Annotated in this window: 30 protein-coding genes, 1 pseudogene and 1 riboswitch; of the genes and pseudogenes, 16 read left to right on the top strand and 15 right to left on the bottom strand. The window is 60.4% G+C overall.

Features of this window, described 5'->3' with window-relative positions; genetic code table 11:
* Positions 1 to 127: pseudogene (locus ACTHND_RS14625) on the top strand (IS5/IS1182 family transposase); the annotation flags it as partial.
* A 9-nt stretch (positions 128 to 136) separates the two neighbouring features.
* Here the strand turns inward: ACTHND_RS14625 and ACTHND_RS14620 are convergent.
* Together ACTHND_RS14620 and ACTHND_RS14615 are read right to left on the bottom strand one after the other, a co-directional pair.
* Positions 137 to 277, bottom strand: coding sequence for a hypothetical protein (locus ACTHND_RS14620; protein ID WP_440178689.1), 141 nt, complete (start codon positions 275 to 277; stop codon positions 137 to 139).
* 39 nt (positions 278 to 316) lie between these two features.
* Entirely contained in the window at positions 317 to 1309 is a 993-nt protein-coding gene (locus ACTHND_RS14615) for an NAD(P)H-quinone oxidoreductase (RefSeq protein ID WP_440178688.1), read from the bottom strand.
* 101 nt (positions 1310 to 1410) lie between these two features.
* On the opposite strand from ACTHND_RS14615, the gene ACTHND_RS14610 reads away from it, so the two are divergent.
* The 6 genes from ACTHND_RS14610 (at position 1411) to hisN (ending at position 5653) form a co-directional block, all read left to right on the top strand.
* Complete coding sequence (locus tag ACTHND_RS14610; protein ID WP_440178686.1) at positions 1411 to 1626, top strand: DUF1192 domain-containing protein; 216 nt, start codon at positions 1411 to 1413, stop codon at positions 1624 to 1626.
* A 161-nt stretch (positions 1627 to 1787) separates the two neighbouring features.
* Positions 1788 to 2309, top strand: a complete 522-nt coding sequence (gene rcdA / locus ACTHND_RS14605; RefSeq protein ID WP_440178685.1) for a protease adaptor protein RcdA — start codon at positions 1788 to 1790, stop codon at positions 2307 to 2309.
* 192 nt (positions 2310 to 2501) lie between these two features.
* Positions 2502 to 3218, top strand: a complete 717-nt coding sequence (locus tag ACTHND_RS14600) for a hypothetical protein (RefSeq protein ID WP_440178684.1) — start codon at positions 2502 to 2504, stop codon at positions 3216 to 3218.
* Between the two features lie 2 nt (positions 3219 to 3220).
* Complete coding sequence (locus ACTHND_RS14595; protein WP_440178683.1) at positions 3221 to 4123, top strand: M23 family metallopeptidase; 903 nt, start codon at positions 3221 to 3223, stop codon at positions 4121 to 4123.
* Positions 4124 to 4247: 124 nt separating this feature from the next.
* Positions 4248 to 4631 (top strand): helix-turn-helix domain-containing protein, encoded by a 384-nt coding sequence (locus ACTHND_RS14590; RefSeq protein WP_090645193.1) that lies wholly within the window; start codon positions 4248 to 4250, stop codon positions 4629 to 4631.
* Between the two features lie 197 nt (positions 4632 to 4828).
* Entirely contained in the window at positions 4829 to 5653 is an 825-nt protein-coding gene (gene hisN / locus ACTHND_RS14585) for a histidinol-phosphatase (RefSeq protein ID WP_440178682.1), read from the top strand.
* On the opposite strand, the gene ACTHND_RS14580 is transcribed toward hisN, so the two are convergent.
* The 5 genes from ACTHND_RS14580 to ACTHND_RS14560 form a co-directional block, all read right to left on the bottom strand.
* Entirely contained in the window at positions 5650 to 6804 is a 1155-nt protein-coding gene (locus tag ACTHND_RS14580; protein WP_440178681.1) for an alpha/beta hydrolase, read from the bottom strand. The two genes, hisN and ACTHND_RS14580, sit on opposite strands and share 4 nt — an antisense overlap.
* Positions 6805 to 6831: 27 nt before the next feature.
* Entirely contained in the window at positions 6832 to 7764 is a 933-nt protein-coding gene (locus ACTHND_RS14575; RefSeq protein WP_440178680.1) for a class I SAM-dependent methyltransferase, read from the bottom strand.
* An 88-nt stretch (positions 7765 to 7852) separates the two neighbouring features.
* Positions 7853 to 8338, bottom strand: a complete 486-nt coding sequence (bfr, locus tag ACTHND_RS14570) for a bacterioferritin (RefSeq protein WP_090645204.1) — start codon at positions 8336 to 8338, stop codon at positions 7853 to 7855.
* A 141-nt stretch (positions 8339 to 8479) separates the two neighbouring features.
* Positions 8480 to 8665, bottom strand: coding sequence for a (2Fe-2S)-binding protein (locus tag ACTHND_RS14565; RefSeq protein ID WP_440178691.1), 186 nt, complete (start codon positions 8663 to 8665; stop codon positions 8480 to 8482).
* Positions 8666 to 8798: 133 nt separating this feature from the next.
* On the bottom strand, positions 8799 to 9461 hold the full coding sequence (locus ACTHND_RS14560) for a glycine zipper 2TM domain-containing protein (RefSeq protein ID WP_440178679.1): 663 nt from the start codon (positions 9459 to 9461) through the stop codon (positions 8799 to 8801).
* Positions 9462 to 9661: 200 nt separating this feature from the next.
* Between ACTHND_RS14560 and thiE the strand changes: the two genes are divergently transcribed.
* Positions 9662 to 10303 (top strand): thiamine phosphate synthase, encoded by a 642-nt coding sequence (thiE, locus tag ACTHND_RS14555; RefSeq protein ID WP_440178678.1) that lies wholly within the window; start codon positions 9662 to 9664, stop codon positions 10301 to 10303.
* Between the two features lie 157 nt (positions 10304 to 10460).
* Here the strand turns inward: thiE and ACTHND_RS14550 are convergent, their stop codons facing one another.
* A complete protein-coding gene (locus ACTHND_RS14550; protein WP_440178676.1) occupies positions 10461 to 11168 on the bottom strand; it encodes a hypothetical protein in 708 nt (235 codons plus the stop codon).
* Between the two features lie 210 nt (positions 11169 to 11378).
* A complete protein-coding gene (gene metE / locus ACTHND_RS14545) occupies positions 11379 to 13679 on the bottom strand; it encodes a 5-methyltetrahydropteroyltriglutamate--homocysteine S-methyltransferase (protein WP_440178675.1) in 2301 nt (766 codons plus the stop codon).
* A 100-nt stretch (positions 13680 to 13779) separates the two neighbouring features.
* Positions 13780 to 14031, bottom strand: a riboswitch (cobalamin riboswitch).
* 153 nt (positions 14032 to 14184) lie between these two features.
* Here metE and efp point away from each other — a divergent pair.
* The 4 genes from efp (at position 14185) to ACTHND_RS14525 (ending at position 17724) form a co-directional block, all read left to right on the top strand.
* A complete protein-coding gene (gene efp, locus ACTHND_RS14540) occupies positions 14185 to 14754 on the top strand; it encodes an elongation factor P (protein WP_090645226.1) in 570 nt (189 codons plus the stop codon).
* Between the two features lie 71 nt (positions 14755 to 14825).
* A complete protein-coding gene (locus ACTHND_RS14535) occupies positions 14826 to 15629 on the top strand; it encodes an inositol monophosphatase family protein (RefSeq protein ID WP_440178673.1) in 804 nt (267 codons plus the stop codon).
* Positions 15630 to 15706: 77 nt separating this feature from the next.
* Positions 15707 to 16666 carry an SMP-30/gluconolactonase/LRE family protein gene (locus ACTHND_RS14530; RefSeq protein ID WP_440178672.1) on the top strand — a complete coding sequence of 320 codons (960 nt, stop codon included), beginning with the start codon at positions 15707 to 15709 and terminating at the stop codon, positions 16664 to 16666.
* A gap of 152 nt (positions 16667 to 16818) precedes the next feature.
* Complete coding sequence (locus ACTHND_RS14525) at positions 16819 to 17724, top strand: SMP-30/gluconolactonase/LRE family protein (protein WP_440178671.1); 906 nt, start codon at positions 16819 to 16821, stop codon at positions 17722 to 17724.
* Here the strand turns inward: ACTHND_RS14525 and ACTHND_RS14520 are convergent.
* Positions 17721 to 18554 carry a LysR family transcriptional regulator gene (locus ACTHND_RS14520; RefSeq protein WP_440178670.1) on the bottom strand — a complete coding sequence of 278 codons (834 nt, stop codon included), beginning with the start codon at positions 18552 to 18554 and terminating at the stop codon, positions 17721 to 17723. The genes ACTHND_RS14525 and ACTHND_RS14520 overlap by 4 nt on opposite strands.
* Positions 18555 to 18653: 99 nt before the next feature.
* On the opposite strand from ACTHND_RS14520, the gene ACTHND_RS14515 reads away from it, so the two are divergent.
* Positions 18654 to 19625 (top strand): zinc-dependent alcohol dehydrogenase family protein, encoded by a 972-nt coding sequence (locus ACTHND_RS14515; RefSeq protein ID WP_440178669.1) that lies wholly within the window; start codon positions 18654 to 18656, stop codon positions 19623 to 19625.
* Positions 19626 to 19652: 27 nt separating this feature from the next.
* On the opposite strand, the gene ACTHND_RS14510 is transcribed toward ACTHND_RS14515, so the two are convergent.
* The 5 genes from ACTHND_RS14510 to ACTHND_RS14490 form a co-directional block, all read right to left on the bottom strand.
* Positions 19653 to 20087: an SRPBCC family protein gene (locus ACTHND_RS14510; protein WP_440178668.1), complete on the bottom strand. Its 435-nt coding sequence runs from the start codon at positions 20085 to 20087 to the stop codon at positions 19653 to 19655.
* Positions 20080 to 20415: an ArsR/SmtB family transcription factor gene (locus tag ACTHND_RS14505; protein ID WP_440178667.1), complete on the bottom strand. Its 336-nt coding sequence runs from the start codon at positions 20413 to 20415 to the stop codon at positions 20080 to 20082. Before ACTHND_RS14505 ends, ACTHND_RS14510 begins: the two co-directional genes overlap by 8 nt.
* 78 nt (positions 20416 to 20493) lie before the next feature.
* Positions 20494 to 21099 (bottom strand): TetR/AcrR family transcriptional regulator, encoded by a 606-nt coding sequence (locus tag ACTHND_RS14500; protein ID WP_440178665.1) that lies wholly within the window; start codon positions 21097 to 21099, stop codon positions 20494 to 20496.
* Positions 21096 to 21983, bottom strand: coding sequence for an SDR family NAD(P)-dependent oxidoreductase (locus tag ACTHND_RS14495; RefSeq protein WP_440178664.1), 888 nt, complete (start codon positions 21981 to 21983; stop codon positions 21096 to 21098). The genes ACTHND_RS14500 and ACTHND_RS14495 overlap by 4 nt, the downstream gene beginning before the upstream one ends.
* 178 nt (positions 21984 to 22161) lie before the next feature.
* Positions 22162 to 24006 (bottom strand): ABC transporter transmembrane domain-containing protein, encoded by a 1845-nt coding sequence (locus ACTHND_RS14490; protein ID WP_440178663.1) that lies wholly within the window; start codon positions 24004 to 24006, stop codon positions 22162 to 22164.
* 133 nt (positions 24007 to 24139) lie between these two features.
* Between ACTHND_RS14490 and rpmE the strand changes: the two genes are divergently transcribed.
* The 3 genes from rpmE (at position 24140) to ACTHND_RS14475 (ending at position 25972) form a co-directional block, all read left to right on the top strand.
* The gene (rpmE, locus tag ACTHND_RS14485; protein WP_440178662.1) at positions 24140 to 24364 is read left to right on the top strand and encodes a 50S ribosomal protein L31; all 225 of its coding nucleotides are present in this window, start codon (positions 24140 to 24142) and stop codon (positions 24362 to 24364) included.
* Between the two features lie 204 nt (positions 24365 to 24568).
* Positions 24569 to 25447, top strand: a complete 879-nt coding sequence (locus ACTHND_RS14480) for a heme-dependent oxidative N-demethylase family protein (protein WP_440178661.1) — start codon at positions 24569 to 24571, stop codon at positions 25445 to 25447.
* A gap of 63 nt (positions 25448 to 25510) precedes the next feature.
* Positions 25511 to 25972, top strand: coding sequence for a hypothetical protein (locus ACTHND_RS14475; protein WP_440178660.1), 462 nt, complete (start codon positions 25511 to 25513; stop codon positions 25970 to 25972).
* The last annotated feature ends 75 nt before the right edge of the window (positions 25973 to 26047 follow it).

Here is a 26047-nt window from a genome sequence, read left to right as displayed (position 1 = left end):
GGTCGAACGCTTCTTCAATAAACTCAAGCAATTCAGAGGTATTGCCACTCGCTACGACAAAAACCCTCTGAATTTTCTGGCAGCCGTAAAGATCGTCGCCACCAGAATCTGGATCAAAGCGTTATGAGTCTACGGCCTAATACTCGCAGTGCGTCTCTATCCATGTCCCGCCGCTGTTGCGGCAGGCATCATGCGGATCAAACACCTTGGCAACGCCCAAAGCGGCGCCGGCAATAATGACTACGGTCAGCCCCAACCAGATCATCCATTTCTTCATAAGCACACCATAAAATTGAACAACGTTCAATTTTCTATATCATGATGAAACGCGCAACACAACCTTGCCCTTGTGATCGCCCTTGTCCATCCAAGTGTGAGCCTTGTCAGCCTCTGCGAAATCAAATTCAGCCGCCAGGATCGGCCGGATAGCTCCGCTCTCGATCATCGGCCAGACACGCTCGTGGACCTTGGCCGTCAGCCGCGCTTTTTCATCCGGCGAGCGCGGCCGCAGCATCGAACCGGTAACGATCGCCTGTTTTGCCATGATGCGGCGCAGGTCAACCTCGACCACCGCATCCTTGCCGAACCCGACCTGCACGATGCGCCCGCCCATATTGAGGCCAGCCAGGTTTTTGGCGAAGAAATCACCCGCGACAATATCAAGCACCACATCGGCACCGCCCGCTGCCTTGACCGCCGTCACGAAATCTTCCGCATCGCTGTCGATCACCAGATCCGCCCCCATCGACAGGGCAAAGGCGCATTTATCCGCGCCGCGCGCGGTGGCGATGACCCTAGCCCCGAATGCCTTGGCCATCTGGATCGTCATGGCGCCGATACCGGAATTTCCGCCATGCACCAGCACGGTCTCACCCGCCTTCAGCGCGCCATGCTCCATCAGGTTGGCATAGACGGTCAGGATGTTTTCCGGCAGGGACGCGGCCTCGGCCAGGCTGAGCCCGCGCGGCACGGGCAGCAGGTGGCGGATATCGACCGAGACATATTCCGCATACCCCCCGCCATTAACCAATGCGCAGATTTCATCCCCAACTTTCCAGCCGATATCGTCCCCGAAATTCACAGGCGGACGGATAGTTTCGATCACACCCGAGATTTCCAGCCCCAGGATCGGCGAGGCACCCGGCGGCGGCGGATAACTGCCTTTCCTTTGAAGGACATCCGGCCGGTTCACGCCGGCGAAGGCGGTCCGGATCAGCACATGTCCGGGCGCCACATCCGGCCTTTGTGTTTCATTCAGGTATAAGTCTGACGGGTTTTGGCCGTCGCCGCGGACCGAAATGGCTTTCATGACTGATTCGTTTTCCTTGATTTCTTCGCGCAAGAGGCGTTTCATCTGTGAGCGGAGGATGGCGCGGAACGCTGCCTGATGTCCATACGGGATAGATAAGCATGGCGATACAGGATGACAATGAACCCCTGGCCCGGCAGATTGCCGGACCGTTGCATGGCCTGGTCCGCGAAGACCTGGACCCTTACAGCGTAGAGGATCTCGAAGCGCGTATAGAGATGCTGCAGAGTGAGATCAGCCGGGCGAACGCGGCGCTGGAGCGCAAAAAAAACCGCCGTTCCGCCGCCGATGCTTTATTCTCTTTTAAGGATAACTAACGATTACTAACCGTCATGCGTCCTGTCTGAATGGCACAAGCGTTGCAGTGTCCGCGGCAGGTTTCAATGACGGTACGTCCGCCGGGTCAGGTGCCCGCCCGGATTTACGCAGGTCAGAACAGACCTTCGCCGACCAGATTTCAGCATAAGGCTTACAGTATATGTCCGACAGCACCGCCTCCAACGCCCGCGTCAGTATCGTGCGCGATTTCGCCTCCTCCGATCTGTTCGATCGCACCTTCAAGGAAGGCATGGCGCTGGTCGAAGAAACGGCCGCCTATCTGGATGGCGACGGCCGCCGTGATTCCCGTCTGCTGCCGCGTGAAGACGCCCTGCTCTATGCCGGCGAAAGTATGCGCCTGACCACCCGTCTGATGCAGATTGCCTCGTGGCTTCTGGTACAGCGTGCCGTGCGCGAAGGAGATATGCCCGCTCAGGATGCCTGCGATGAAAAATACCGCATCGCCGCCCTCAATGCCGAAGGCGCGGAAAAGCCCCAGACCCTGCCCGGCGGTCTGCTCAACCTGCTCGACCGCTCCAACCGCCTTTATGAGCGCATCTCGCACATGGACAAGCGCATGTTCATCGATGGCGAGGCCGAAGAAATCACGGTCAACCCGGTCATGAATCAGATGGCCATGCTGCAAAGCGCTTTCGCCGGTGAAGTCTTCATTGGCCAGTAAATCGGGCCGATCAGCCAACTCTTTTCTTCAACAGGCGCGCACAGCCATGCGCGCCTGTTCTGCATCAAGGTGGCCGTAAAGTGGGCGCCTGAATCCCCCCTCTATATATTTTGACATTTCACTGTTATTTATTAAGGTTAACAGCGATACGCGGCGCGGTCGCCTGTCATGGCCTGTGGGGGGCTTCGGATTATGATCAAATATCATTCTGTCTGGATTTTTGGCATGGCGGCGGTGATGGCCGCCATGACGGGAGCGGCTGACGCACAGGGGCTTCAGGGGGGCAATGGCCCGCCGGCTGTCCTCCAGCGCCGTCCCCTGCCCCCGGCCCCGGTCCAGTGGCAGGCCGTCCTCGATCGCCTGGCCCGCGTCAGGGCCAGCCGTCAGGGGCCCGGCGTCGTGGCGCGCCTCGTCAAATCCGAACTCGACAAGACGGAACTGCCAGTGCTGCTGCCGCGGGAAGGCGTGCTGGACACCGCCAAGGCCAGGCTGATGAGCTTTGGTGACGCCTATGCCCTCGACCTGCCGCAGCCCAAGGGCGTCCATATCACGGCCTACGGCAATCGCACCTTCCTGCCGGCGCCGACGGGGGCCGTGTCCCGGCGCCCCATTACCCGGCTGAAGGACGTGGCTGAAGATATCCGCATCACCCAGATGGAAGACGGCTGGACGGCGACCTTCACCCGCTACGGCATGGTCTATTCCCTCGATGTGAGTTGCGATGATGCCGCCGCGCCCGAATGCAAGACAGACGGCTACCTGAAAACGGTCATTACGCAGTTTGATGATGTCGGCCTGGGCGCCAGGGCACAGGCAGAGGCCGAGAGGTTCAGGGCAAACGCCAACCAGACCGGCAGTCTTGTGGATCAGCTCACCAAGAGCTTCCGCGACCTGACAAAGGGGGGCTGATCATGCAGACCCGCACGCGCCTTCAGCCTGCCCTCATTGGTCTTCTCTTCATCGTGGCCGGCTGCGACCGCTTCACGCAAACGGCCGAGCCTTCATCATCCGGCACTGAAGTTTCGTCCCCGGCCTCTGAGGCTGACGTTTCGGCCGAGGCCAGTGCCGATCTGTCAGAGGCGAGCGAGTCCGCCTCGGACTCGGTCTCCGAAGCCGCCTTGTCGGACTTCCCGCATGACGACCCCACCAAACTGGTCAGCGGTTCAGGCAGCGGCTATGCCGAGGTCAGCAACTGGGCGCCCGGCATCTGCTTCCCCATACAGAGCGTGGCCTATGCCAATTCCCAGGTCTACAGCCCCGGCGGAGATCACTACCCCACCACCAGCGCCAGCAACCATGGCAGCCAGTGCGATTCAAAAAACTATGCCTATCCCTGGCACGACAATTTCTGCGAGGCGCGAAGCTGGACTAACCCTGTCTGCGCCAGCGGCAGCGGCCATCAGGGCCAGGATATAAGGCCCTCGACTTGCAAGGCCAACCTGTACTGGGCCGTAGCCGCGGAAGACGGCACCGTCACCCAGGTGGGCTCATATACGGTCGCCATCACCGGCAATGCGACGCCCCACAGGATCTATCGCTATCTGCACATGCAAAAGACGTCGGTCCAGGTGGCGGTCGGCGACCATGTGGTGCGCGGCCAGAAGCTGGGACTGGTCTCGAACAATCTGGGCGTCTCCAATGGCGTCCAGCAATATACCACCATCCACCTGCATTTTGAGGTCCGGGTGGCCCAGGCCGAAACCATGGGCGACGGCAAGCAACTGGCGGCAAACGCCTTTGTCCCGCCCTATGCCGCCCTCGTCGATGCCTATCAGCGCAGGCTCTCCGGCGATTGCGCCGCCGCAACGCCTTAGTCCGCATTTCCCTTCACCGGTGCGTATACACTCCTGTTTAAACGTGTGGCACGAGTTGTGAAACCTATAAGGCGAGCTGTTTCACTCTGAGACAGCGCCACACGTCTGTTTAGGGGTTCCAATCATGGCCACCGATATCGATCTGCACCTGGGTAAGCGTCTGCGTCGCCGCCGCCGTCTGCTCGGTTTGACGCAACAACAACTCGCGCTGGCGGTCGGCATCCGCTTCCAGCAAATCCAGAAATATGAATGCGGCGCCAACCGCATCTCGGCCGCCCGCCTGTTCCAGCTCGCCAAGGCGCTGGAAACGCCGATCAACTATTTCTACGACGGCCTGTCCGACGACAAGACCGAAGTGGCCGCCGTCAATAACGAAGGCATCGAAGTGTTCTCGCGCAAGGAAACGCTGGACCTGATCCAGGCCTATTACCGCCTGTCGGAGCGCCCGCGCCGCCGCCTGCTGGACCTGGCGAAGTCGCTCAATGGTGACAACGAACAGGCGGCTTAAGCCTTTGGCTTACACGGCTTGATTCTTGTATGAATTTTGGAGCCTGTTTTTCTTGTACCTCCCCATCTTTGATGGGGAGGGGGGCCGTCCGGCATAGCCCCTTGGCGAAGCCGGATGGTGGTGGGGCTTCTTGCTTCTCCTTGGATACCGCGTACAAACATCTGGACCCGCATGGCCGCTCAGGCTATGCGGGTTTCATGTCACAAAACACCCCCGATTTCGCCGTCCTCGAAGCCTTCGCGCTCGACCTGGCCGCCGCCGCCGCCGCTGTCGCCGTCCCCCTGTTCCGCCACCGCGACTTAAGCGAGATCAACAAGGGCAATGCCAGCCGCGCCGATGTCCATTTCGATCCGGTAACCGAGGCCGACAAGGGCGCCGAACGCGCCATCCGCGCCCTGATCAACCAGCACTATCCCGCTCACGGCATTATCGGTGAAGAATACGGCAGCGAAAACGTTGATGCTGACTATGTCTGGGTGCTCGATCCGGTCGATGGCACCCGCGCCTTCATTTCGGGCCTGCCTCTATGGACGACCCTGATCGGCCTGCGTCACCAGGGACGCCCCATGCTCGGCCTGATCGCCCAGCCGGTGCTTCAGGAGGTCTATCTCGGCTCGCCTCTGGGATCACGTCTGGTGACGCCACACGGCAGCACGTCGTTAGCCGTGCGCACCTGCCCCGACCTCGCCAACGCCGTGATCGGCACCACCGATCCGCATCTTTATGTCGGTAAGGAAGTCGCCGCCTATACCGCTCTGCGCCAGGCCACAAAGCTGGTGCGCTATGGCTGCGATGCCTACGCCTTCGCCATGGTGGCGGCCGGCACAATGGATATCGCGCTCGAAACCGGCCTCAAGCCCTGGGATATCGAAGCCATCATCCCGGTGATCGAAAATGCTGGCGGGGCGGTCAGCAACTGGCAAGGCACACCGATCGGCCCGGAAGCAGGCCAGGTGATCGCTGCCGGCTCGCAAGCCTTGCTCGATCAGGCTTTGATGCACCTCAAGCCGGCGGCCAATTAAGCGCTTTTTTGGCCTTCCGGATCGGGCACATCCGGCAAAACCTCTTCTTCCGCGATCAGGCTTTCCGGCGAAATGCCTTCCGGCCGTTCCGACGCCACCTCGGCGATATCAGCAGCCATCAGCCCCATGCCGACGCCGGCATGGTTATCCTGTACATGCATATGGTGGCTGATGCCGCGGGGCGCCGCGAAATCAGCCAGTTCATCGAACTCGGCCATTGCCTGGCGGCGATAGTCATCAATCTCGATCAGCACCTCGTGCTCGGCGCCGGCGATCTCCAGATACTGCCCCTTGCCCAGTTTCTTGGCGAAGGTTTTGGACGGCTGCTTATTGATGACATGGTCATCGCCCGAACACACGATGCTGATCGGAAGCTTGAGTTTTTTTAGCACCTTGGCCTTATCGAGCAGAAGCCCCTCGCCCAGCTTCAGGGCAAATTGCAGCCAGCCCCAGGTCGGGGAGCCCACCGCGAGGTGCGGGCAGGCGAATAACTGCTCGTGCCACACCGCGTAACGCTCGCGGTCGTGGGTCAGGGCATCTTCCTCAAAGGTGTGCATGAACGGATCATCGAACAGTTCCGGCACATAGTCCGTGCCCCTGCCATGATTGACCTGCCAGTTGACCTGGAAATTGACCGACCACAGCGAGTGCTTGCCGGTTTTGACGCGCAGCATCGGATTGGTGAAAAATGCGCCGGAAATGCGCTGCTCGCCCTTGGCCAGGGTGGCGAGATTGAGCGCCGCGCCCATCGAATGACCGAGCATGAGCCAGGGCCTGGGCGCCCGGTCTTCGAAGGTATCAAGCAGGCGCTGGTAGTCGTCGAGGAACTCATCCGCCGAGCGGGCATGGCATTTCAGGCGGTCGGGCAACAGCCGGGCCGAAAGCCCCTGCCCGCGCCAGTCATGCGCCACCACGCAGAAATCGCGCGCCATCAGATCGCGGATCACTTCGTAATATTTTTCAATCGGTTCGGAACGGCCCGGCGAAATGAATACCGTGCCGCGCGCCGGCCTGACGGGCTGCCAGAAGCCAAGCCGCAGACGCAACCCCCCGGCGCCGCGATACCATTCGCCGACCCCGCCTTCGGGCACGCGCGATTCCGGCGTGAACATCAGCGGTGCGCTGGTTGAAAGGGCGGCGATACGGCTCACGGTTATAACTTCCCCATAGTTACGGCGTTACTGCGGCTTCCTGAACTTCAGCGTCATGCGGTCGCTCTCGCCAATCGATTCGTACAGGCTGCCGTCGAATTCCGGATTAGGCGCCTGTCCGCGGGGCGCTGTCAATCTCTGAGGCGGCAAAGTCCAGACACCGAACGGGTGATCCTTGTCGTCCTTCGGGTTGGCGTTCATCTCGCTCTCATTCACGAACTGGAAGCCGGCCTCCGCCGCCATCTGCTTGACCAGCGGTTCCTGAACATAGCCCGTGGTGGCGCCTGGATCCTGCACATTGCCGATATCGGCACGATGCTGTTCGACCCCCAGAATACCGCCCGGACGCAAAGCGGCGAAGGCATCCGCGAAAGCCTTTTCGGCGATGCCCTTGGCAATCCAGTCATGGATAACCAGCAGGAACAGGACGCAATCGACGCTGCCGCCCTCGGCCAGGGGGCCACTGGTCTCGCCGAAAGCGGCATAGGTCAATTCGCCGTAGCGCTTCTTGTCGGCATCGAAATGCGCCCGGTACTTGGCCTCAAGAGAAGCGGCCGCATCTTCCGGCACAGGCCCGGCCTCGATCAGGGCGGCTATATATTGCCCCTTGCCCTTGTTCAGATAGGGCGCCAGGATTTCGGTCATATAGCCGGCACCCGGCCACATATCGATCACCGCGTCCTTCGGCTTGATCTCGAAGAAGGTCAGCATCTCGACCGGATGGCGGTATTTGTCGCGCCCCTTGTCGACCGCATTGCGCCAGTTGCCACTGACCGCCCATTCCAGCGTGCCTTCCTGCGCCGCCAGCTTGGGGTCTATGGGCGTGGCCGTATCGGCATCGGGATCTATCACTACATCGTCGTCCCGCTTGCGTCCGCAGGCCGCAAGCCCTGAGCCGCCCAGCGCGAACACGCCGGCCAAACCCAGCCTGGTAAAGGCTCTGCGACTATAAACGCTCAAAAGACCCGTCCGCTCACTTCATCAATGCGATTTGCCGCGGCAGGTTAGGAGGTTCGCCCGAAAAGGTCAAAGCTCATTTAGGAGTTTATTAACCCTCGCCTTCGATTTCCTTCATGGCGCTCTGGATATAGTTGGCCTCGCCCATCAGCTTGATCAGGCCGAGTTGGGTTTCCAGGAAATCGATATGGTGTTCGGTATCTTCCAGGATACGGCGCAGCAGTTCGCGGCTGACATAGTCCATATGATCGTCACAATACTTGACACCGGCCACCAGTGTGGCGTGGCCGCCGGTTTCAACCGCCAGGTCGGCCGTCAGGCATTCGGTGATGTTTTCACCGATCTTCAGCTTGTTGAGATCCTGCAGGTTTGGCAGGCCGTCGAGAAACAGGATGCGCTTGATCAGCAGGTCGGCGTGCTTCATCTCCTCGATCGACTCTTTATAGACGATGCGGCCGAGGTGATACATGCCCCAGTTTTCGATCATGCGGGCGTGCAGGAAATACTGATTGACGGCGGTCAGCTCATTGGTGAGCACCTTGTTCAACAGCTTGATGATTTCGGGTTGGCCCTTCATGGCGCGCTCCTGCCTGCAGATTGATCAGCGCGCATCCTATCGCGGCAAATCACCGCTGTGAAGACATTTTTAAATTAAAACAAAAGCTTGTGCGAATGACAATAGGATTTAGTCGCACGCATAAGCACTGGAATTTAAATACTATTCCGCCGCCATGGACAGGGTGATCTGCGCGTTGTCGATCATCTCACGGATATCGCAGACGCACTTGGCGCATTGCGGGCGCGTCTGGCAGTGGTCGAAAACCGCCTTGACTGTAGCGGCGCCGGAATCAATGGCGTTGCGGGCGTCACGTTCGCGGATGGCGTTACAGTTACAGACGTACACGGCAAACTCAGGCTGGATGAAAATGCGAATGCGTCTCAAATAACACGCCGGCAGTTCGATTGCAAGTCATTCGCATCAAAATTGGTGTAAAAAGGAACCCTCCGGAAAGTTCCGAAGGGTTCCTGAAGTCGGCCTAGTTATTATTGTACCCGTATGACGGGGCACTGCTTTCACGCCAGCGGCCGCTGCTGTCCTTGTAGCCATAGGCCTGAAGCTGGCCCTCATGCCATTTGCCCCGGCTGTCCTTCCAGCCAAAGGCGACCGGGCGGCCTTCATGCCAGGTGCCGTTGTCGTCGCGCCAGCCCTGAACACCTGAATTATAGGCATAGCCGCCATTGTTGTAGCCGCCGTTATAGCCATAGTTCGCACTGGTGTGGCGCTCGGCATCATAATAGACCGTGCTGTACATCTTGGCGTTCGGGCGCGACTTGTAATAGACGACATTATAGCCATCGGGGGCATAGGCCGGCGAATAAGAGCCGTTCTGATAGGAATAGTATTCGCCGTTCAGGCAGGTGTCGTTGCTCTTGTCGACCTTGTTGCCGATGACGCCGCCCAGAACCGCGCCGGCAATGGTGCCGAGGCCGCGCTCGTTCTTGGATACCTGGCTGCCCAGGGCGCCGCCGGCTACCGCGCCGACCACCGTGCCCGTGGTGTTCGAGCCCTTCTTGACGTAGCAATAACCGTCATATTGGGCCGAACCTTGGCTTTGCGCCTGCGCCGCCAAAGGCGCGCCGGCAGCCAAGGCCAGGATAATCGCGGCCCCCGCCGTCATTGTTTTGGTATTGAAGGTCATAAGATACTCTCCGTTCGTGCCTGTTTCTGCCGCCCGCCAGATGTCCGCCATTCTAGGTGAGGGGAACAGGAAAACCATTTGAAAGGCATGGCCTGACGTAAAATGCAGGTAAGGCGTCACCCTTAGCTTTTCCTTGTTCGCAAACGCCTTTTCCGGACTTCAATCTTGCGTTTGCGCCCAATTTCGGCCAAACACCGCCTATGTCAGAGAACGCATTCACCACCCGCCTTTATCTCATCACGCCGCCGGTTATTCCCGATGTCGACGCCTTTGCACGCGACCTGGAAGCGGCGCTCGATGCCGGCGATGTCGCGGCCCTGCAGATCCGCCTGAAGGATATCAATGACTACGACCTGATCGCGGCGACAAAGGTGATCGCGCCGATCGCGCAAAGCCGGGGCGTGGCCGTTCTGATGAACGATCGTGTGCAACTGGTGAAATCATTGAAGCTCGATGGCGCCCATATCGGCCAGTCGGACATGCCGCTGAAAGAAGCCCGCGCCTTACTGGGCAAGGAGGCCATGATCGGCGTCACCTGCCATAACAGCCGCGACCTCGCCATGGATGCGGCCGAGGCCGGCGCCGACTATGTTGCCTTTGGCGCCTTCTACCCGACCACGACCAAGAAGGTCGAGCACATGGCCGACCTGGAAACCCTGACCATCTGGCAGGAAATGGTCGAAATCCCCTGCGTCGCCATCGGCGGCATCACGGCGGAAAATGCTGGCGAAGTGGCGGCGGCCGGGGCCGATTTTATCGCCGTCAGCGGCGCGGTGTGGAACCATCCGCAAGGCGCGGCGGCGGGTGTAAAAGCGCTGATCGCGGCGATTTCTGCAACCTGACAGGGTTGTAACTTGGCATATCCCGGAAATATGGCATGGTGCGCCCGAATTGGCGGGGGCCATGGATGAATTATAAACTCAAATATACGGTCGCCTTTGCGGCCCTGGGCTTTTTCTTTGTCGCCGGCCTGGTGCTGGCGGCTGGCCTGCTATCCTATTAATCGGCATCATCCTCTGTCGACGCCTCAGGCTTCGGCCAGCCGACCGACAGTTCCTGAACGATAGGCTTTGCCGCAATAACCGCCGGATCGGTCGAGACCAGCGTCTTCTCCCCTTCAATCGACTCCGCCACAGGCCCACCGTTTTCCGGGATACCGAAGCGCGCACCAAAGGTGCATTTCCCCTTGATCTTCGCCAGCTTGCCGCGATTGAAATCACTGACGTAGCCACCATAATCCCAGTCGAAACCACCGAGTTTGAACGGCTTTTCATTCGCCGCTTCGACCTCGGCCAGGCTGCTGTCGAGATGCAACCCCTTGGGTCCGGACCATTGGGAATCCCCGCGGATCAGCACGGTTGATGCCTCTGTCAGAGCGTCATCATAGAAGAACACCTCTACGCGACGGCGCGGGTCATTGCCATAAAGCACCACGCCCTTTTGCGTGATGCCTTCGGCGCCGGGGATATCGGTCACCTGGGCATAGCTCTTGTAGGTGGCCAGCAGGCTTTCGGCGGTGTCCGTCTTCTTCACTGGCCAGTCGCAGGTCATGACATTGGCCAGAGACGTATAGTCGGCCGGCGCCAGGCTGGAGACTGCCGCCTCAGACGCCGCTTCGGATGAGGCGGGCGTTTCGGCAGGCTCGCGCGGTGAACAGCCCGCCAGCACGATCACGACCAAACTGGCCGCTACGATCTTCGATTTCATGATGCCCTCCCCTATCCCTTAACAGCTTAACGTCGAGCGAGCCCGGCGTCTATCTGCGTTTGGACCAAAAAGTTTGAAGGGGAGCCACAGATTTCACAGATGACCACAGATGGCGCTGCGCGCCCCTATGTTACGACAATTGGAATATGTATCCACGCAATGAATATCTGTGCCCATCTGTGAAATCTGTGGCTCCCCTTACACTTTCCGCTAAACCCAAACCGGCTGAGTGGCGCGCATGGCCTTGGCGGCCTCGACCAGGCGCTCCAGCGCGGGCCTCGTTTCGGCCCAGCCGCGCGTCTTGAGGCCACAGTCGGGATTGACCCATATCTGTTCCGGCTTCAGGCGTTGCGCCGCCCTGGCTAGCAGGCGCACCATCTCTTCGGTTTCCGGCACGCGCGGGCTGTGGATGTCATAGACGCCCGGTCCGACCTCGTTCGGATATTTGAAGTCGATAAAGGCTTCCAGCAGTTCCATGTTAGAGCGCGAAGTCTCGATCGAGATGACATCGGCATCCATGGCGGCGATGGCGCGGATGATATCATTGAACTCCGAATAACACATGTGGGTGTGGATCTGGGTTTCGTCCGCCACTCCCGCCGAGGCAATCTTGAAGCACTCAACCGCCCAATCGAGATAGCCCTGCCACTGCGCCGGGTCGATCGGCAGCCCTTCCCGGAACGCGGCCTCATCGATCTGGATGATGCGGATACCCGCGGCTTCGAGATCTAGCACCTCGTCACGGATGGCCAGGGCGATCTGGCGGCAGACTGTGGCGCGCGGCAGGTCATCGCGCACAAAAGCCCATTGCAGCATAGTCACCGGGCCGGTCAGCATCCCCTTCATCACCTTGGAGGTAGTAGATTGCGCGTAGATCGCCCACTCCACCGTCATCGGCTTTGGCCGCGACACATCGCCGAAAATGACCGGAGGACGGACATAGCGCGAGCCATAGGACTGCACCCAGCCATGTTGCGTGAAGGCATAGCCCTCAAGCTGTTCGGCGAAATACTGCACCATGTCATTGCGCTCGAATTCGCCATGCACCAGTACGTCGAGGCCGATTTCCTCCTGCCAGCGGACGGCCTTTTCGGTCTCGACCTTCAGGAAGGCATCATAATCGGTATCGCTCAATTGCCCCCTGCCGTGCTGCAAACGCGCAGCGCGCACCTCGGCCGTCTGCGGAAAGGAACCGATGGTCGTGGTCGGGTAAAGCGGCAGGTTCAGGCGCTTGCGCTGTTTCAGAATGCGTTCGGCAAACGGGCTTTGGCGTTCCGACATCGGCGGCGTCAGGCTGGCGACGCGTCCGGCCACCGCCAAATTATGGATGCGCGGGGAGGTCTTGCGCGCGGCGATGGCGACAGCATTTTCCGCGAGCTGCGCGCCAACATTTTCGCCCGACAGCGCAGCTTTAATCACTGATAGTTCTTCCAGCTTTTGCTCGGCAAAGGCCAGCCAGGATTTCAGGTCGGCATCCAGCTTTTCCTCCTGTGCCAGGTCAATCGGTACATGCAGCAGCGAACAGGATGGCGCCAGGATCACCGGGTCAAGCTGGCTCACTATTGGCTTCAACCGCGCCAGCAGGGCATTCAGATCGGTTCTCCAGATATTGCGGCCATCGATCACACCCAGCGAAACCGTCTTGTCGCCTGCCAGCACCGGCAGCTTTTCCAGCACGTCCGGGCGGACGGTCAGATCGACATGCACCCCCGCCACCGGCAGGGAAAAGGCCAGGTCGAGATTGGCATCATGGACATCGAAATAGCTGGTCAGCATCAGCTTGAGCCCCGGCACTTCACGCGCCAGATGTGCATAGGCCTCCGTCAGGGCCAGGGCGATCTGGCCACCCGGCGCATTCGCCAGCACCGGCTCATCGATCTGCACCCAATCGGCGCCGGCATCGCGCAGGGACAGCAGCACCTCGGCATAAACCGGCAGAAGACGCGGCAACAGGCTGAGCGTATTGAAGCCGCCGATCGCCGGCTTGGACAGGGCCAGGAAGGTCACCGGCCCGACCAGCACCGGACGGGTCTGATGGCCCAGCGCCTTCGCTTCGTTATAGTCAGCCAGTGGTTTGTTATGCGTCAGTTCAAAACTCTGGTTCGGCTTCAGTTCGCTCAGCAGGACATGATAGTTGGTATTGAACCACTTGGTCATTTCCAGCGCCGTGACGCTGCTGTGATTATGGCCGCAGGCCGAGACCTCGCCGGCGCCGCGCGCCATGCGGAAATAGGTATCGAGATCGGACGCGCCTTTGTACGTCTCCGGAATGGTCCCGACCATAAAGGCCGTATCGAGCAGATGATCGTAAAGCGAGAAATCGTTGGACGGCAGGATATCGATGCCGAAGTCTTTCTGGCGCTGCCAGTTTTGTGCCCGTAAGGCGGCGGCCGTTTCGCTCAGGGCGGCTTCGTCGCTCTTCCCCGACCAGAAGGATTCCAGCGCGGTCTTCAGTTCGCGCCGTTTGCCGATCCGCGGAAAACCGAGATTGGCAGTTTGGATGATAGTCATGTTTTTCGATCCCGTCGAAAAGAGCGGAGATCGTTGCGCGCAAAGGGACCACGCGCCGGACGGCACGGGTTGAAGCGCGCCACCGGAACTCCCGCCCGTGGTGAATATGAGAACTGGGGCAGGTCTCCTGGCTTGCGCCTCAATGCGTCTTTTCAGACGCCTCTTGTTTATCCAAAAAGTGAGGACACTTTTTGGCATGAGGCTCCGAACCACCTTCCCAGGCTGTCACCCAGTGGATTTTGGCTCGGAACTCCGCGCTTACAGTTGCGGGAACAGCGCCGGATTTAAACCGGCTTCCCTCTTAGCTCCCGGCACACGAATGCGACGGCAGACCTCAGTCACGGGAACGGTAACGCTTCATTTTGAAAGAGTCAATAAAGATATAAAGATATCTTTATATGATTATATAATTGTCAAAAGAGACGGGATGGCCGCCCCCCTTGCCTTTGACCGCCATTCCGAGTAGGAACGCCGCCAACTCAAACGAAATTGACAAGTTGTATCCATGCCGAAAATCAACGCCAACCAGATCAAGCCCGGCCAGGTGCTCGAATATCAGAACGGTCTGTGGACCGTGGTCAAGACCGAACACGTCAAGCCCGGCAAGGGCGGCGCCTTCGCCCAGGTCGAACTGAAGAACCTGATCACCGGCACCAAGCTCAACGAGCGCCTGCGTTCGGAAGAAACCGTCGAGCGCGTCACGCTGGAGCAGCGCGAGCACTCCTATCTCTATGAAGACGGCGACATGCTTGTTTTCATGGACCAGAACAATTACGAGCAGATCAGCCTCAGCAAGGACTGGGTTGGTGAAGACCAGGTCCAGTACCTGCACGACGGCATGATCGTCACCATCGAATTCCACGAAGAACGCGCCATCGGCATGACCCTGCCGGATACGGTCGTTCTGGAAGTGATGGAAACCGAGCCGACCATCAAGGGCCAGACCGCCTCCTCCTCCTACAAGCCGGCCAAGGCCAGCAACGGTATGCGCGTCATGATCCCGCCGTTCATGGGCGTAGGCGAACGCATCGTCGTCTCGACCGAGACCGGCGAATACATGAAGCGCGCTGACTAAGCTTAACTGACTTCAGGGGGATGGCGACATCCCCCTTCTACATTGTAAATCCCCGTTAAAAGGCCCTCCTCATGGTGACCGTACTTCAATCCTCTCTCATTCAGGTTATGGTCGGCGCCGTGCGCAAGGCTTGCAAGGGTGTAGCCCGCGACTTCGGTGAAATCACCGAATTACAGGTCTCGAAAAAGGGCCCTGGTGATTTCGTCACCGCCGCCGACAAGCGCGTCGAGGCTGCCCTCAAGGAAGAACTGCTGCGCGTCCGCCCCGGCTATGGTTTCCTGGGCGAGGAATCCGGCGAGGTCATCGGCACCGACAAGACCCACCGCTGGATCGTCGATCCCATCGACGGCACCACCAACTTCATGCACGGCATCCCGCACTTCGCCTGCACCATCGCCCTGGAACGTGAAAACGAAATCGTTGCCGGCGTCACCTTCAATCCGGTGACCAACGACCTCTACTGGGCCGAAAAGGGCAAGGGCGCCTATCACAATGATCGCCGCCTGCGCGTCTCCGGCCGCAAGACGCTCGATGACGCCCTGATCGGCACCGGCCTGCCCTTTATTGGCAAGGCGGGTCATGCCCAGGCGCTCAAGGAACTGCACCAGATCATGCAGCGCACGGTCGGCATCCGCCGCAATGGCGCCGCTTCGCTCGACCTGGCCTGGGTGGCCGCCGGCCAGCTTGACGCCTTCTGGGAACGCGGCCTGAAGCCCTGGGACATGGCGGCTGGCCTGCTGTTCATCCACGAAGCCGGCGGCAAGTTCGGATCGATCGACACTGACGAGCGCAGCCCGCTCCTCACCGGCGACCTGATCTGCGGCAATCTGGAGCTTTATCCGCTGCTGCTGGAAAAGCTGCACCTGGCGAAATAGCTCATTGATATTACAAATGAAATAGCTTGACGGCGGGCGATTTCCGGCAACTACTCTGCAAAAACAGAGAGGACACCATGGGAATCACCCGCCGTTTTGCTTTGGCCGCCGGCGCGGCCGCCTTTGCCTTGCCTGCCTTTGCCCTCCCCACCTTGGCACATGCCGAAGACACGCCGGTTGCCCGCTCTCCGGGCGGCGCCATTCTCGGCGAAGGCCCCCTGTGGTCCGCCGCGGACAACACCCTCTACTGGGTCGATATCCGGGGCAAGAAGCTGAATGCCCTGAGACTTAGCGACAACAGCGCGCAGAGCTGGGACATGCCCGACCTGATCGACTGGATCGTGCTGCGGAAATCAGGCGGCTTCCTGGTCGCCATCCTGCGCACCGTCCATGCCCTGACACTTGAGCCTTTCAGCCTGACGCCCCTGTTCACCATCGAAGCCGACAAGACCGACAATCGCCTGAACGACGCCAAGGTCGATGCGAAAGGCCGGCTGTGGACCGGCACCATGCACATGCCGTTTAAGGAAAAGACCGCCGCCTTCTATCGCATCGACCCCGACCTCAGCGTCCATCAGGTCGATGCCCCCTATCTCTGCACCAATGGCCCGGCCTTTTCAAAGGACGGCACACGGCTTTATCATAACGAAACCAGCGAAGGCTTCGTCTATGCCTTCGATGTGCTGGCCGACGGATCACTCTCCAACCGCCGTGTTTTTACCAAATTTGCCGAAGGCGTCGGCTTGCCGGACGGCATTACCACCGACGCCGATGACGGTGTCTGGGTGGCGCATTACGGCGGCAGCCGCATCAGCCGTTATACGCCTGATGGCCAGCTCGATTTCGACATCATGATCTCGGCGAAACAGGTCACCAGCCTGACCTTCGCCGGCGCGGATCTCGACCGCCTGTTCGTCACCTCTGCGGCTCAGCCGCCGGTCGATGCCGATGACTCGCACGCCGGCACATTGTGGGAAATTCCGAAAGCCCTTCTGCGCGGCCATAAGGGGCTGCCAACCAACGCCTTCGCGGGATAGATCAGGCGGAAACCTCATTCCTGATTGGGGAAACAGCTTGCCGACTCAGTTGGTAAAGTGCCAATTCATTCGCGTTGCAGAATGATGAAATGATGAAGATTACCCGTCGTAGCGTATTGATTTCGGGCGCAGCTGCCGGAGGCGCCATTGGAATGACCGCCCTCGCCTTGCCCACACTGGACAATGCGCCCGCGCTCATTCCCCGCTCTCCGCCAGGTGCGATCCTCGCAGATGAACCTCTGTGGTCAGCACGGGATAACACCCTTTATTGGGTCGATATTCGTGGCAAAACGCTTCACGCCCTGTCATTGACGGATGCCAGCACAAAGTCATGGACGATGCCGGGTCTGATGGACTGGGTCGTATTACGGGAAAAAGGCGGTTTCCTGGTCGCTATTCTGCGCACGGTCTACACCCTTACGCTTAACCCCTTTCTGCTGACGCCGCTTTTCACGATCGAGGCCGATAAAACAGAAAACCGGCTGAATGACGCCAAGGTCGACGCCAAGGGCAGAATATGGACCGGCACCATGCACATGCCCTTCAAGAAAAGGGATGCCGCTCTCTATCGCATCGATACCGACCTGAGCGTTCGCCTGATGGACGCCCCCTATATCTGCACCAATGGCCCGGCATTCTCGCATGACGGCCGGCATATGTATCACAACGAAACCGGTGAACGCATCATCTACGTTTTTGATCTGGCTACGGACGGATCGCTTTCCGGCAAACGTATTTTCACCCGGTTTTCCGAAGATGCCGGCCTGCCCGACGGCATGAGGGTGGACGCCGATAACGGCCTGTGGGTGGCACATTACGGCGGCGGCCGGGTCAGCCGCTATACGCCGGATGGCCAGCTTGATTTCGATATCAGGGTGCCGGCCAAACAGGTCACCAGCCTGACCTTCGCCGGTCCGAATCTCGACCGGATGTTCATCACCACCGCCGCCCAGCCCCCCGTGGCTGCCGATGACCGGCTGGCCGGCACGCTGTTCGAGGTGCCTGTGGCGCTGCTCCGCGGCCACAGGGGCGCGCCGACCAACGCTTTCGCGGGCTAATCCCCCAAACGTTCGGTGACAAGTTGCACCAGCGCCCGCAGCCGCGCCAGTTTTCCCAGGTCGCGGTGGTAACCAAAGTAAAGATTTCGCGGCGGCGGCACCTCGCCCAGATCGACCGGTTCCAGGCCGTCGAGCTGCGCCGCGAGGCGACAGGGCAGGACCGCAAGTCCGGCCCCCATCCGGCACATGTGCGCCTGGGCCTCGCGGTTGTTGCTGCGGAAGACGACCGGCGCATCCGGCCGCCTCGCCTTGAGCCAGCCGACATCCGGCAGGTGATCCAGGGCCGTATCCATCAGGATCAGTCCCATGTTGTGGTGATCGCTGCCCGCTTTTTTGTAGACGCCATAGGTCTGGACCAGCAGCCGGCGCTGCCTGATATCGGGCTCGTCAAAGGCGCCGATGCGGAAAACCAGGTCGGCTTCGCGCCGTGACAGGCTGTAGAGCCGCGTATCGGTTACCAGTTCGATCGTCACGTCTGGATGGCGGCGGCTGAATTCGGCGAGAACCGGCGTCAGCACATAGGTGCCGAACCATTCCGATGCCGACAAACGCAGAAAGCCGCTCAGGCGATCCGGCTGGCCGCTGACCTGGCGCGCAATGCCCAGGGCCTCCTCCTCCATCCGCTCGGCATGAACCAGCACGGCCTGACCTTCATCGGTCAGGACAAATCCGCCGGATGTGCGCTGGAAAAGGCTCTGCCCCAAGGCTTGTTCCAGCGCCCGCAGGCGGCGCCCCAGGGTCGGCTGGGTCTGGCCGACTTGCCGCGCGGCCGCGCCGAGCGTGCCGGCGCGCGCAACCGCCAGAAAGATTTTCAGGTCACCCCAGTCCATATCGTCTCAATCAATTTTGCACGATGACTATGCATGAATAGCAATTTCAAATCAAATTTGCATGATTTAAAGTGTCATCATTCACGAAAGGATACTGTCATGCGCGCTGCCCTCCTCACCGCCGCCCAGGCCGATTTCACCCTTGCCGACCTGCCCATCCCCGAACCGAAAGCCGGCGAAGTGCGCGTGCGCATCAGAGCCAGCGGCGTCAATCCGCTCGATACCAAGATACGCGCTGGAGTCGCGGCCCACGCGCGACAGCCCCTGCCCGCCGTGCTCGGCATGGATCTGGCCGGCGTGGTGGAAGCCGTCGGTGACGGCGTTACCGCCTTCAAGCCCGGCGATGAAGTCTATGGCATGGCCACGGGCATTGGCGGCCTTCAGGGTTCCCAGGCGGAATATGCCGCCGTCGATGCGGACTTCCTGGCGCTAAAGCCCGCCGCGCTTGATTTTCGTCAGGCCGCTGCCCTGCCCTTGGTGGTCATTACGGCCTGGGAAGGGCTGGTGGATCACGCCCGCCTCCAGCCGGGCCAGACGGTCCTGGTTCTGGGCGGCGCCGGCGGGGTCGGCCATGTGACGGTGCAAATCGCCAAGGCAATGGGCGCCAAGGTCTTTGCCACAGCCTCGCAAAAGGACTTCGACTACCTGGCCTCGATCGGTGCCACGCCGATTGACCGCGATATGCCGGTCGCCGATCTGGTGGCGCAATATACGGGTGGTGAAGGCTTCGATATCGTCTATGACACGGTGGGCGGCCCGGCCATCGATATGGCCTTTGAGGCGGTCAAGGTTCGCGGCCACGTCACCAGTGCCCTGGGACGCGAGACCCACAATCTGGCACCGCTCTCCCTGCGGGCCGCCACCTATTCGGCTGTCTTCACCCTGCTGCCCCTGCTGACAGGCAAGGGCCGCAAACACCATGGTGATATCCTGCGCGACATCGCCCGGCTGGCCGATGCGGGACAAATCGTCCCGCGCCTTGACCCGCGCCGCTTTGGACTGGCGGATGTGACCGCCGCCCATGCCGCCGTCACCGGCAAACCCGCCGGCAAGGTCATCATCGATATATAGGTGATGCACTTGCCGGCAGGCCGGGGATCAGGCCGGAACGAGGTCCGCCGCCAGATAGCCGAGGATCGCCGTCCAACCCTTGATATGGCCGTCGCGGGCCTCTTCGCTGCGGAACTTCACCTGCTTCAAAGTAATTTCGGTCTGGCCCGGCGCCGGTTCGGCGAAATCGATCGTCACCACGCTGTCATCGAGGGAATGCGGCGACTCCCAGGTGAAGGACAGCCGGGAATGGGGCGATACCTCCAGATAGGTGCCGGAATGCGGGATTTCGCGTTCCGGCGTCACCATCACGATCCTGAAACGCCCACCCTTGACCGGATCGGTCGTGACATGGGCGGCTTCCACGCCATCAGTGGCGGTGCGCATGAATTTCGCCAGGGTCGCCGGCGACAGCCAGGCATTGAATACGGCCTCGCGCGGGGCGGCAATAGTACGGTTTACGGTTAGTTCAAGCTCACTCATCAGGTTTCTCCTTAGGTAAGAGTATGTTTTCCAGCGCCGCCAGGCGCAGGTCCCAGATCGACTTCAGTTGCCCGAACCAGCTCTCAGTCAGCCGCAGCGGTTCAAGCGCCGCGGTGAGGAAATGTTCGCGGCCCAAGGTCTGGCGAGTGACAAGCCCCGCCTCCTCCAGCACCTTGATGTGCTTGGAGACGGCATTGAGGGACATGTCGAAATGCGCGGCGAGCGCGGTCACTCTCATCGCCCCTTCCTGAACAAGTAGCGTGAGGATGTGCCGTCGCGTGGTATCGCCAACGGCCTTCAGTATGCGTGACAGATCATCGTCGTTCATTTATTCACCCATTTAGTTGAATATATGAACACAATGAATTAGTCAACCATTTGGATGAATATTTTTAAGAGGCGTTATTTAACGCGGGATCAGGCCCGCAAACGAGGCCCGGACGAGTTGCTCGACCTCATGGTCATTGACCAGGCCGTGCCCGGTCAGGAGGCGCATGATCAGCGGGCCATAGATGATATCCAGCGCCAGTTCGACGCCATAGCGACCGTCGATATCACCACGCGCCACGCCGCGTTCATGGATGACATGCAGGCCGGCGCGCCGCCGGCTGAGAAACCGCTCCCGGTAAAGCGCCAGCAGGTCCGGCGAGTTCAGGCATTCGCCCCAAAGCTGCATGATGCACGGGCCGATCTTTGGATCGGTATAGAAGCGTGAAATCCCCTGGGCATTCAGGACGAAATCTTCCACCGCCGAACCGGTATCGGGCACCACTGCCTGAACCTTGCCGCGACTCAGCAAGGCATCCAGCCCCAGGTGGAGCTTGCTCGGCCACCATTTATAGAGTGTAGCCTTGCTGACGCCGGCGCGCGCCGCGATGGCGTCCATGCTCATATTCTTGAGCCCCACCTCGATCAGCAGGTCGACCGTCGTCTGGAGCACCGCCTCTTCCACCGCCTGGCTGCGCGGACGGCCGGGTTTGCGTTTCGGTTCATTTGCCGCGGGTGTCGTCACAGAATATGGTCCATCGCCAGGGAAACATCGTGCCAGGCCATATGTTCCTGGCGCAGGCTTTCAAGCTTTTTCAGAGCCTTGTAATAGCCCTTGTGGCCCAGGACCAGACGCAGGGGCGGTTTTTCGGCCGTCAGAGCCTCGATCACCGAGCTGACGCCGGCCAGCGGGTACCAGGCGGGATTGCCGAGCGGCACGCCCTGGCGTCGGCGCGTCCGACCGGAGGTGTCGTAATAATCGTCGATCACCCGCTGGCCGACGATCAGCGAATCGATCATGAAATCCGAGCGGAAGGGCACCGGCTCCAGCAGGGTGACCCCGATGCCGAGCGGCCCGACCTCTTCGGCCAGCACTTCGGACAAACCATCGATTGCCGACTTGGTTGCGGCGTAAATGCCCCAGCCCGGTCCCTCGCCCGTAGTGGCAAAGGTCGACATATTGACGATCTGACCTGATCTTTGCCGACGCATCTGTGGCAATACAGCACGCGTCATGCGCACCACGCCCAGCAGATTGCCTTCTACGGCCTGAAGCACTTCCGCGTCGGACACCTCTTCAATGGCACCCAGAACCCCCATGCTGGCATTATTGATCAGCAGATCGATGCCGCCGAAATGCGCCACGGCCTGATCCACGGCATACGACACCTGGCCGGCATCGGCGAGATCGAGCGACAGGACGAGCAGGCTGGCATCGCCATCGGGGAAAGCCTCCACCACCTTGTCGATATTGGCGGCGGTGGCCACAACCTTGTCGCCGCGCGCCAGAACCTGGCGCACCAGTTCGAGGCCAAAGCCGCGCGTCAGGTTGGAAATGAACCAGACCCTTGGCTTTGGCGCAGGCATAGCTTCAGCCGGCGCAGAGGCCGCACTCGCAAAAGAGGACATTCGCTTCAGACCTTCCATCTGACGGGCTCAGGCCCGATGCCTCAACCACGGCGGGGTCTGAATGATGGGCAATATATATACTATACGTTCAGTATTTGCAATTGGTATCGTTATCACATGTTTATACACAGGCGGAAGCAGGCCGTGATATCATTACAAGTAACTGAAATTATTTAAATTAACTGTTGAACTGCAACTGCGCCAGGCGGGCATAAAGGCCGCCGCGGGACACCAGTTCATCGTGCGTGCCGACATCGACGACGCGGCCGGCGTCCATCACCACGATCCGGTCGGCCTTGAGCACGGTGGCTAGTCTATGGGCGATCACCAGGGTGGTGCGCTCAGACATGGCTTCATTGAGCGCCATCTGCACCAGGCGCTCATTTTCGGCATCGAGCGCCGAGGTCGCCTCATCGAGCAGCAGGATCGGCGCCCGCCGCACCAAGGCACGGGCAATCGACAGGCGCTGCTTCTGGCCACCAGACAATGACTTGGCGCGCTCACCCAGTGGCTGTTTGAAACCTTCCGGCAGGGCCTCGATAAAGGCGCGCGCCTGGGCCTTGTCGGCGGCGATGCGGATTTCGGTATCCGTGGCGTCTTCGCGGCCAAAACGGATATTGTCCTCCGCCGAGCCGGAGAACAGGGCCGTATCCTGCGCCACCAGCGACAGGCGTTCGCGCACCGCCTTAGGGTCGGCAGAGCGGATTTCGACGCCATCGATCTCGATACGGCCGCTCGCATAGTCATAATAGCGCAGCAGCAGCTTGAAGACAGTCGACTTGCCGGCGCCCGAAGGCCCGACCAGGGCCACGGTCTCGCCCGGCTGCACGATCAGCGAAAAACCATCGAGCACCTTTTGATCCTGCCGCGAAGGATAGGCGAAATGGATGTCCTGAAAACGGATTTCGCCGCGCGCCGGCACCGGCATGGCGGTCGGGCTTTCGGGGACGGTAATGGTCGGCCGCGATCCCAGCAGTTCGTCTATGCGCATCATGGCGCCCGCCGCCTTCTGCACGTCGCCCCAGGTCTCATTTAGATTGGCGACCGAACCGCCGGTGAGAATCGCCAGCATGACGAACTGGACCAGGGTACCGTTCGACATGCGGCCATGCAGCACGTCCTGCGCCCCCAGCCACAGCACGAAAGCGATGCCGCCAAAGACGAGCGTGATGACCATGGCGGTCATGGTGGCGCGCGTCGCCATGCGCCCGACCGAGGTGCGATAGGTTTCTTCTACCGCCGCATCGAAGCGCTTACGCGTAAAGGCTTCGCGCACAAAGGCCTGAACGGTTTCCAGCGCATCCAGCGATTCGGAGGCAAAGCCGACAGCACGGGCGAAGCGGTCCTGCGTTTCGCGCGTCGCCTTGCCGACCTGGCGGCCGAAAACGATCAGCGGCACCAGCACGAACGGGAAGGTGCAGAAGACCATCAGGGTCAGTTTCGGGCTAACGAAGCTCATCATCACCAGCCCGGCCACGAAGGTCAGCAGGTTGCGCAGGGCGATGGAGATGGACGAGGCGACAAGCGTTTCAATGATCTGGATATCGGCGGTGAGGCGCGAAATCACCTCGCCGGTCCGGATCTTCAGGAAATAGCCCGGATCAAGCTTCAGGATGTGGGCGAAGACATCCTCGCGCAGGTCGGCCACCACGCGCTCCCCCATGCGCGTGATGCAGTAGTAGCGCAGGGCGGTGGCTATGGCCATGACGAGCGCAACCGCGCCCAGGACCAGAAACCACTGGTTCAGCACGGCGATATTGCGCGAGCCGAAGCCCTTATCGATCAGTTGCTTGGCGACGAAGGTCATGGCAGGCGTGGCCGCCGCCGAGATCAGCAGGAACAGGACCATCGCCGCACCAAGGGCCTTCTGCTTCCACAGATAGGGGATGAGCCTTGCCAGCGGCCTCAAATTTCGCGTCTTGCCGCGTGTGCCGGCGGCCTGGCGAATATCGGCGACCAGTTCGGCGCCCGTGCCGGGGCGGCCTTCGGCGGTGTCAGTCTGTGCGGGAGTTGAATCAGCCATGGACCTGAGCTTTATACAGTCAGGACTTGCCTCGCAAGGAAGCTTCCTGTAAGAGCCGCACCTTCGGCACTCATGCCTCACACTTTTTATGGCGTCCGCACGCTGCTGGCCGGACGTATAAAGGAACAGATCGATGAAAAAAGAAGGTCACCCCGACTATCACTGGATCACCGTCACCCTGACCGACGGTTCGACCTACCGCACCCGTTCGACCTACGGCAAGGAAGACGCCGTGCTGAACCTCGACATCGATCCGCGCACCCATCCGGCCTGGACCGGCGGCACCGGCGCCCTGCTCGACCGCGGCGGCCGCGTTTCGCGCTTCAACAACAAGTTCGCCGGCTTCCTCAAGAAGTAAGGCGGGGCCGCTCCGCTGCGGTCACTTGTCAGAGTTTGGAAATCCGGTCCGGGGCAACCTGGGCCGGATTTTTCTTTGGTCGGGAAAGTATCTTTCTTGTACCTCCCCACCTCTGGTGTGGAGGGGGACCGGACGAGACGCGAAGCGACGAGATGTGGTGGTGGGGTATCTTACTTTCTGCCTTTCCCATGCTAGAACCAGCCTATGCACACGCCCTATGACGGTTCTCACAAGCTTTTCACCATCGGCGTCAAGCCGCTCGATCCGGCTGACTGGATCGATGTCGATGGCCAACTGCTGGCCTATCTCGACGAAAAGGATCGGCTGGCCGAACGCGTGCCTGAGAACATCTTCGTCGCCGAACCGGGCACGGAAACCGCGCAAGGCGAAGTCCTGACCCTGCTGGCCGATCATCTGCCCGAACGCTTTCCCGATATCTATCAGCGTCTGGGGCCGCAGATCGACATCATACCCGCCTTCCGCCGCGTCCGGCTCGATACCCCCTACCCGCCCTTGCTCATCGCCGGCGGTCTGGTGCAGGAAGACCTGGTGCTGATGCGGCGCGGTGAGGACGGCTGGCGGCTGGCGGCGGCCCACCTGTGCTTCCCGTCTTCGTGGCGGCTGCATGAGAAATTCAGCAGGGCCCTGCAGGACATCCATGCCCCGGTGCCCGATTTCGGCCGCGACACCCGCAATGCCACCATCATCGAGCGCATGTTCGACAATCTGCGCACCGAGCAGCCGGTGATGCGCTGGAACTGGTCGCTGCACGCCGATGACGTGCTACATCACCCCCATTCCGCCGGGCAATGGCGATTTGGTGATGAAAAGATCGATAGCCTTTATTTCCGGCTGGAACGCCAGACTCTGCGCCGGCTGCCGGAAAGCGGCGATATCCTCTTCACCATCCGCATCTATCTTGATCCGCTGGAAGCGATGGAAACCCAGCCCAATGCCGCCGAGTTGGCCCAGGCCCTGATCAGTCAGTTGCGCGCCTACAACCCTGCGCAGCTTGACTATAAGGGCCTGACGCTGGAACGCGACCGCCTGATTACGCGCCTCGATGCCATAGCCAGCCGCTGACGCTCACATTGTTTGCTTACAAATCGTCATGATAGCGTCGCGCAAATCCGCGCGGGACTTCTCATGACAAAGACGCTTTGGCCTGTTGTTTTGCTGATGATTTTAGGCGCCTGCCACACGCCGACGCCCGAAGAACAGGCCGCAGCCGCCTTTACCGTCAGTCCGCTACAGCCGGGCGATGGCGCCGACCTGACCGGCTGCATCACCAGGATCGCCCGCGCCGGTGACAGGCCCTCATACATCCTGATCGAGGATTCCCTGCAGGGCGGCGCTTTGGGCTATATCCGCCTCAACGGCCGGCTGACAAAGATTACCATGACCTCCGGCGGCTCGGACAGCATTCACAGCGTGCGCAGCTTTGTCGATGGCACGAAAAGTCTGTCAGTGGTCGAGTCCTACGATATCAAGGACGCCGCGCCCGGCCAGACGGTGCGTCCGCTGACCGGCCAGCTAATCGTTACCTGGAAGGGCGGCACCCAGACCTTAGCCATTGGCGGCGCCAGGGCCTGTATCGATGCGCCTTAGACATCTCCTCCCTACGCCTTGGCGTGGGGAGGTGGCATCGAGCACTTGGTGAGATGACGGAGGGGCGCCCCTCCG

This window comes from Asticcacaulis sp. (assembly GCF_051954415.1).
Lineage (GTDB): Bacteria > Pseudomonadota > Alphaproteobacteria > Caulobacterales > Caulobacteraceae > Asticcacaulis.
The sequence above is the reverse complement of the archived record's forward strand: the minus strand, read 5'-3'. Positions and strand labels throughout refer to the sequence as shown.

Excerpts from the sequence above, each read along its gene's own strand:
- ACTHND_RS14620 (WP_440178689.1), bottom strand. The coding sequence starts at position 277 with ATGAAGAAATGGATGATCTGGTTGGGGCTGACCGTAGTCATTATTGCC.
- ACTHND_RS14615 (WP_440178688.1), bottom strand. The coding sequence starts at position 1,309 with ATGAAAGCCATTTCGGTCCGCGGCGACGGCCAAAACCCGTCAGACTTA.
- ACTHND_RS14610 (WP_440178686.1), top strand. The coding sequence starts at position 1,411 with ATGGCGATACAGGATGACAATGAACCCCTGGCCCGGCAGATTGCCGGA.
- rcdA (WP_440178685.1), top strand. The coding sequence starts at position 1,788 with ATGTCCGACAGCACCGCCTCCAACGCCCGCGTCAGTATCGTGCGCGAT.
- ACTHND_RS14600 (WP_440178684.1), top strand. The coding sequence starts at position 2,502 with ATGATCAAATATCATTCTGTCTGGATTTTTGGCATGGCGGCGGTGATG.
- ACTHND_RS14595 (WP_440178683.1), top strand. The coding sequence starts at position 3,221 with ATGCAGACCCGCACGCGCCTTCAGCCTGCCCTCATTGGTCTTCTCTTC.
- ACTHND_RS14590 (WP_090645193.1), top strand. The coding sequence starts at position 4,248 with ATGGCCACCGATATCGATCTGCACCTGGGTAAGCGTCTGCGTCGCCGC.
- hisN (WP_440178682.1), top strand. The coding sequence starts at position 4,829 with ATGTCACAAAACACCCCCGATTTCGCCGTCCTCGAAGCCTTCGCGCTC.
- bfr (WP_090645204.1), bottom strand. The coding sequence starts at position 8,338 with ATGAAGGGCCAACCCGAAATCATCAAGCTGTTGAACAAGGTGCTCACC.
- ACTHND_RS14560 (WP_440178679.1), bottom strand. The coding sequence starts at position 9,461 with ATGACCTTCAATACCAAAACAATGACGGCGGGGGCCGCGATTATCCTG.
- thiE (WP_440178678.1), top strand. The coding sequence starts at position 9,662 with ATGTCAGAGAACGCATTCACCACCCGCCTTTATCTCATCACGCCGCCG.
- ACTHND_RS14550 (WP_440178676.1), bottom strand. The coding sequence starts at position 11,168 with ATGAAATCGAAGATCGTAGCGGCCAGTTTGGTCGTGATCGTGCTGGCG.
- metE (WP_440178675.1), bottom strand. The coding sequence starts at position 13,679 with ATGACTATCATCCAAACTGCCAATCTCGGTTTTCCGCGGATCGGCAAA.
- efp (WP_090645226.1), top strand. The coding sequence starts at position 14,185 with ATGCCGAAAATCAACGCCAACCAGATCAAGCCCGGCCAGGTGCTCGAA.
- ACTHND_RS14535 (WP_440178673.1), top strand. The coding sequence starts at position 14,826 with ATGGTGACCGTACTTCAATCCTCTCTCATTCAGGTTATGGTCGGCGCC.
- ACTHND_RS14530 (WP_440178672.1), top strand. The coding sequence starts at position 15,707 with ATGGGAATCACCCGCCGTTTTGCTTTGGCCGCCGGCGCGGCCGCCTTT.
- ACTHND_RS14525 (WP_440178671.1), top strand. The coding sequence starts at position 16,819 with ATGACCGCCCTCGCCTTGCCCACACTGGACAATGCGCCCGCGCTCATT.
- ACTHND_RS14520 (WP_440178670.1), bottom strand. The coding sequence starts at position 18,554 with ATGGACTGGGGTGACCTGAAAATCTTTCTGGCGGTTGCGCGCGCCGGC.
- ACTHND_RS14515 (WP_440178669.1), top strand. The coding sequence starts at position 18,654 with ATGCGCGCTGCCCTCCTCACCGCCGCCCAGGCCGATTTCACCCTTGCC.
- ACTHND_RS14510 (WP_440178668.1), bottom strand. The coding sequence starts at position 20,087 with ATGAGTGAGCTTGAACTAACCGTAAACCGTACTATTGCCGCCCCGCGC.
- ACTHND_RS14505 (WP_440178667.1), bottom strand. The coding sequence starts at position 20,415 with ATGAACGACGATGATCTGTCACGCATACTGAAGGCCGTTGGCGATACC.
- ACTHND_RS14495 (WP_440178664.1), bottom strand. The coding sequence starts at position 21,983 with ATGTCCTCTTTTGCGAGTGCGGCCTCTGCGCCGGCTGAAGCTATGCCT.
- ACTHND_RS14490 (WP_440178663.1), bottom strand. The coding sequence starts at position 24,006 with ATGGCTGATTCAACTCCCGCACAGACTGACACCGCCGAAGGCCGCCCC.
- rpmE (WP_440178662.1), top strand. The coding sequence starts at position 24,140 with ATGAAAAAAGAAGGTCACCCCGACTATCACTGGATCACCGTCACCCTG.
- ACTHND_RS14480 (WP_440178661.1), top strand. The coding sequence starts at position 24,569 with ATGCACACGCCCTATGACGGTTCTCACAAGCTTTTCACCATCGGCGTC.
- ACTHND_RS14475 (WP_440178660.1), top strand. The coding sequence starts at position 25,511 with ATGACAAAGACGCTTTGGCCTGTTGTTTTGCTGATGATTTTAGGCGCC.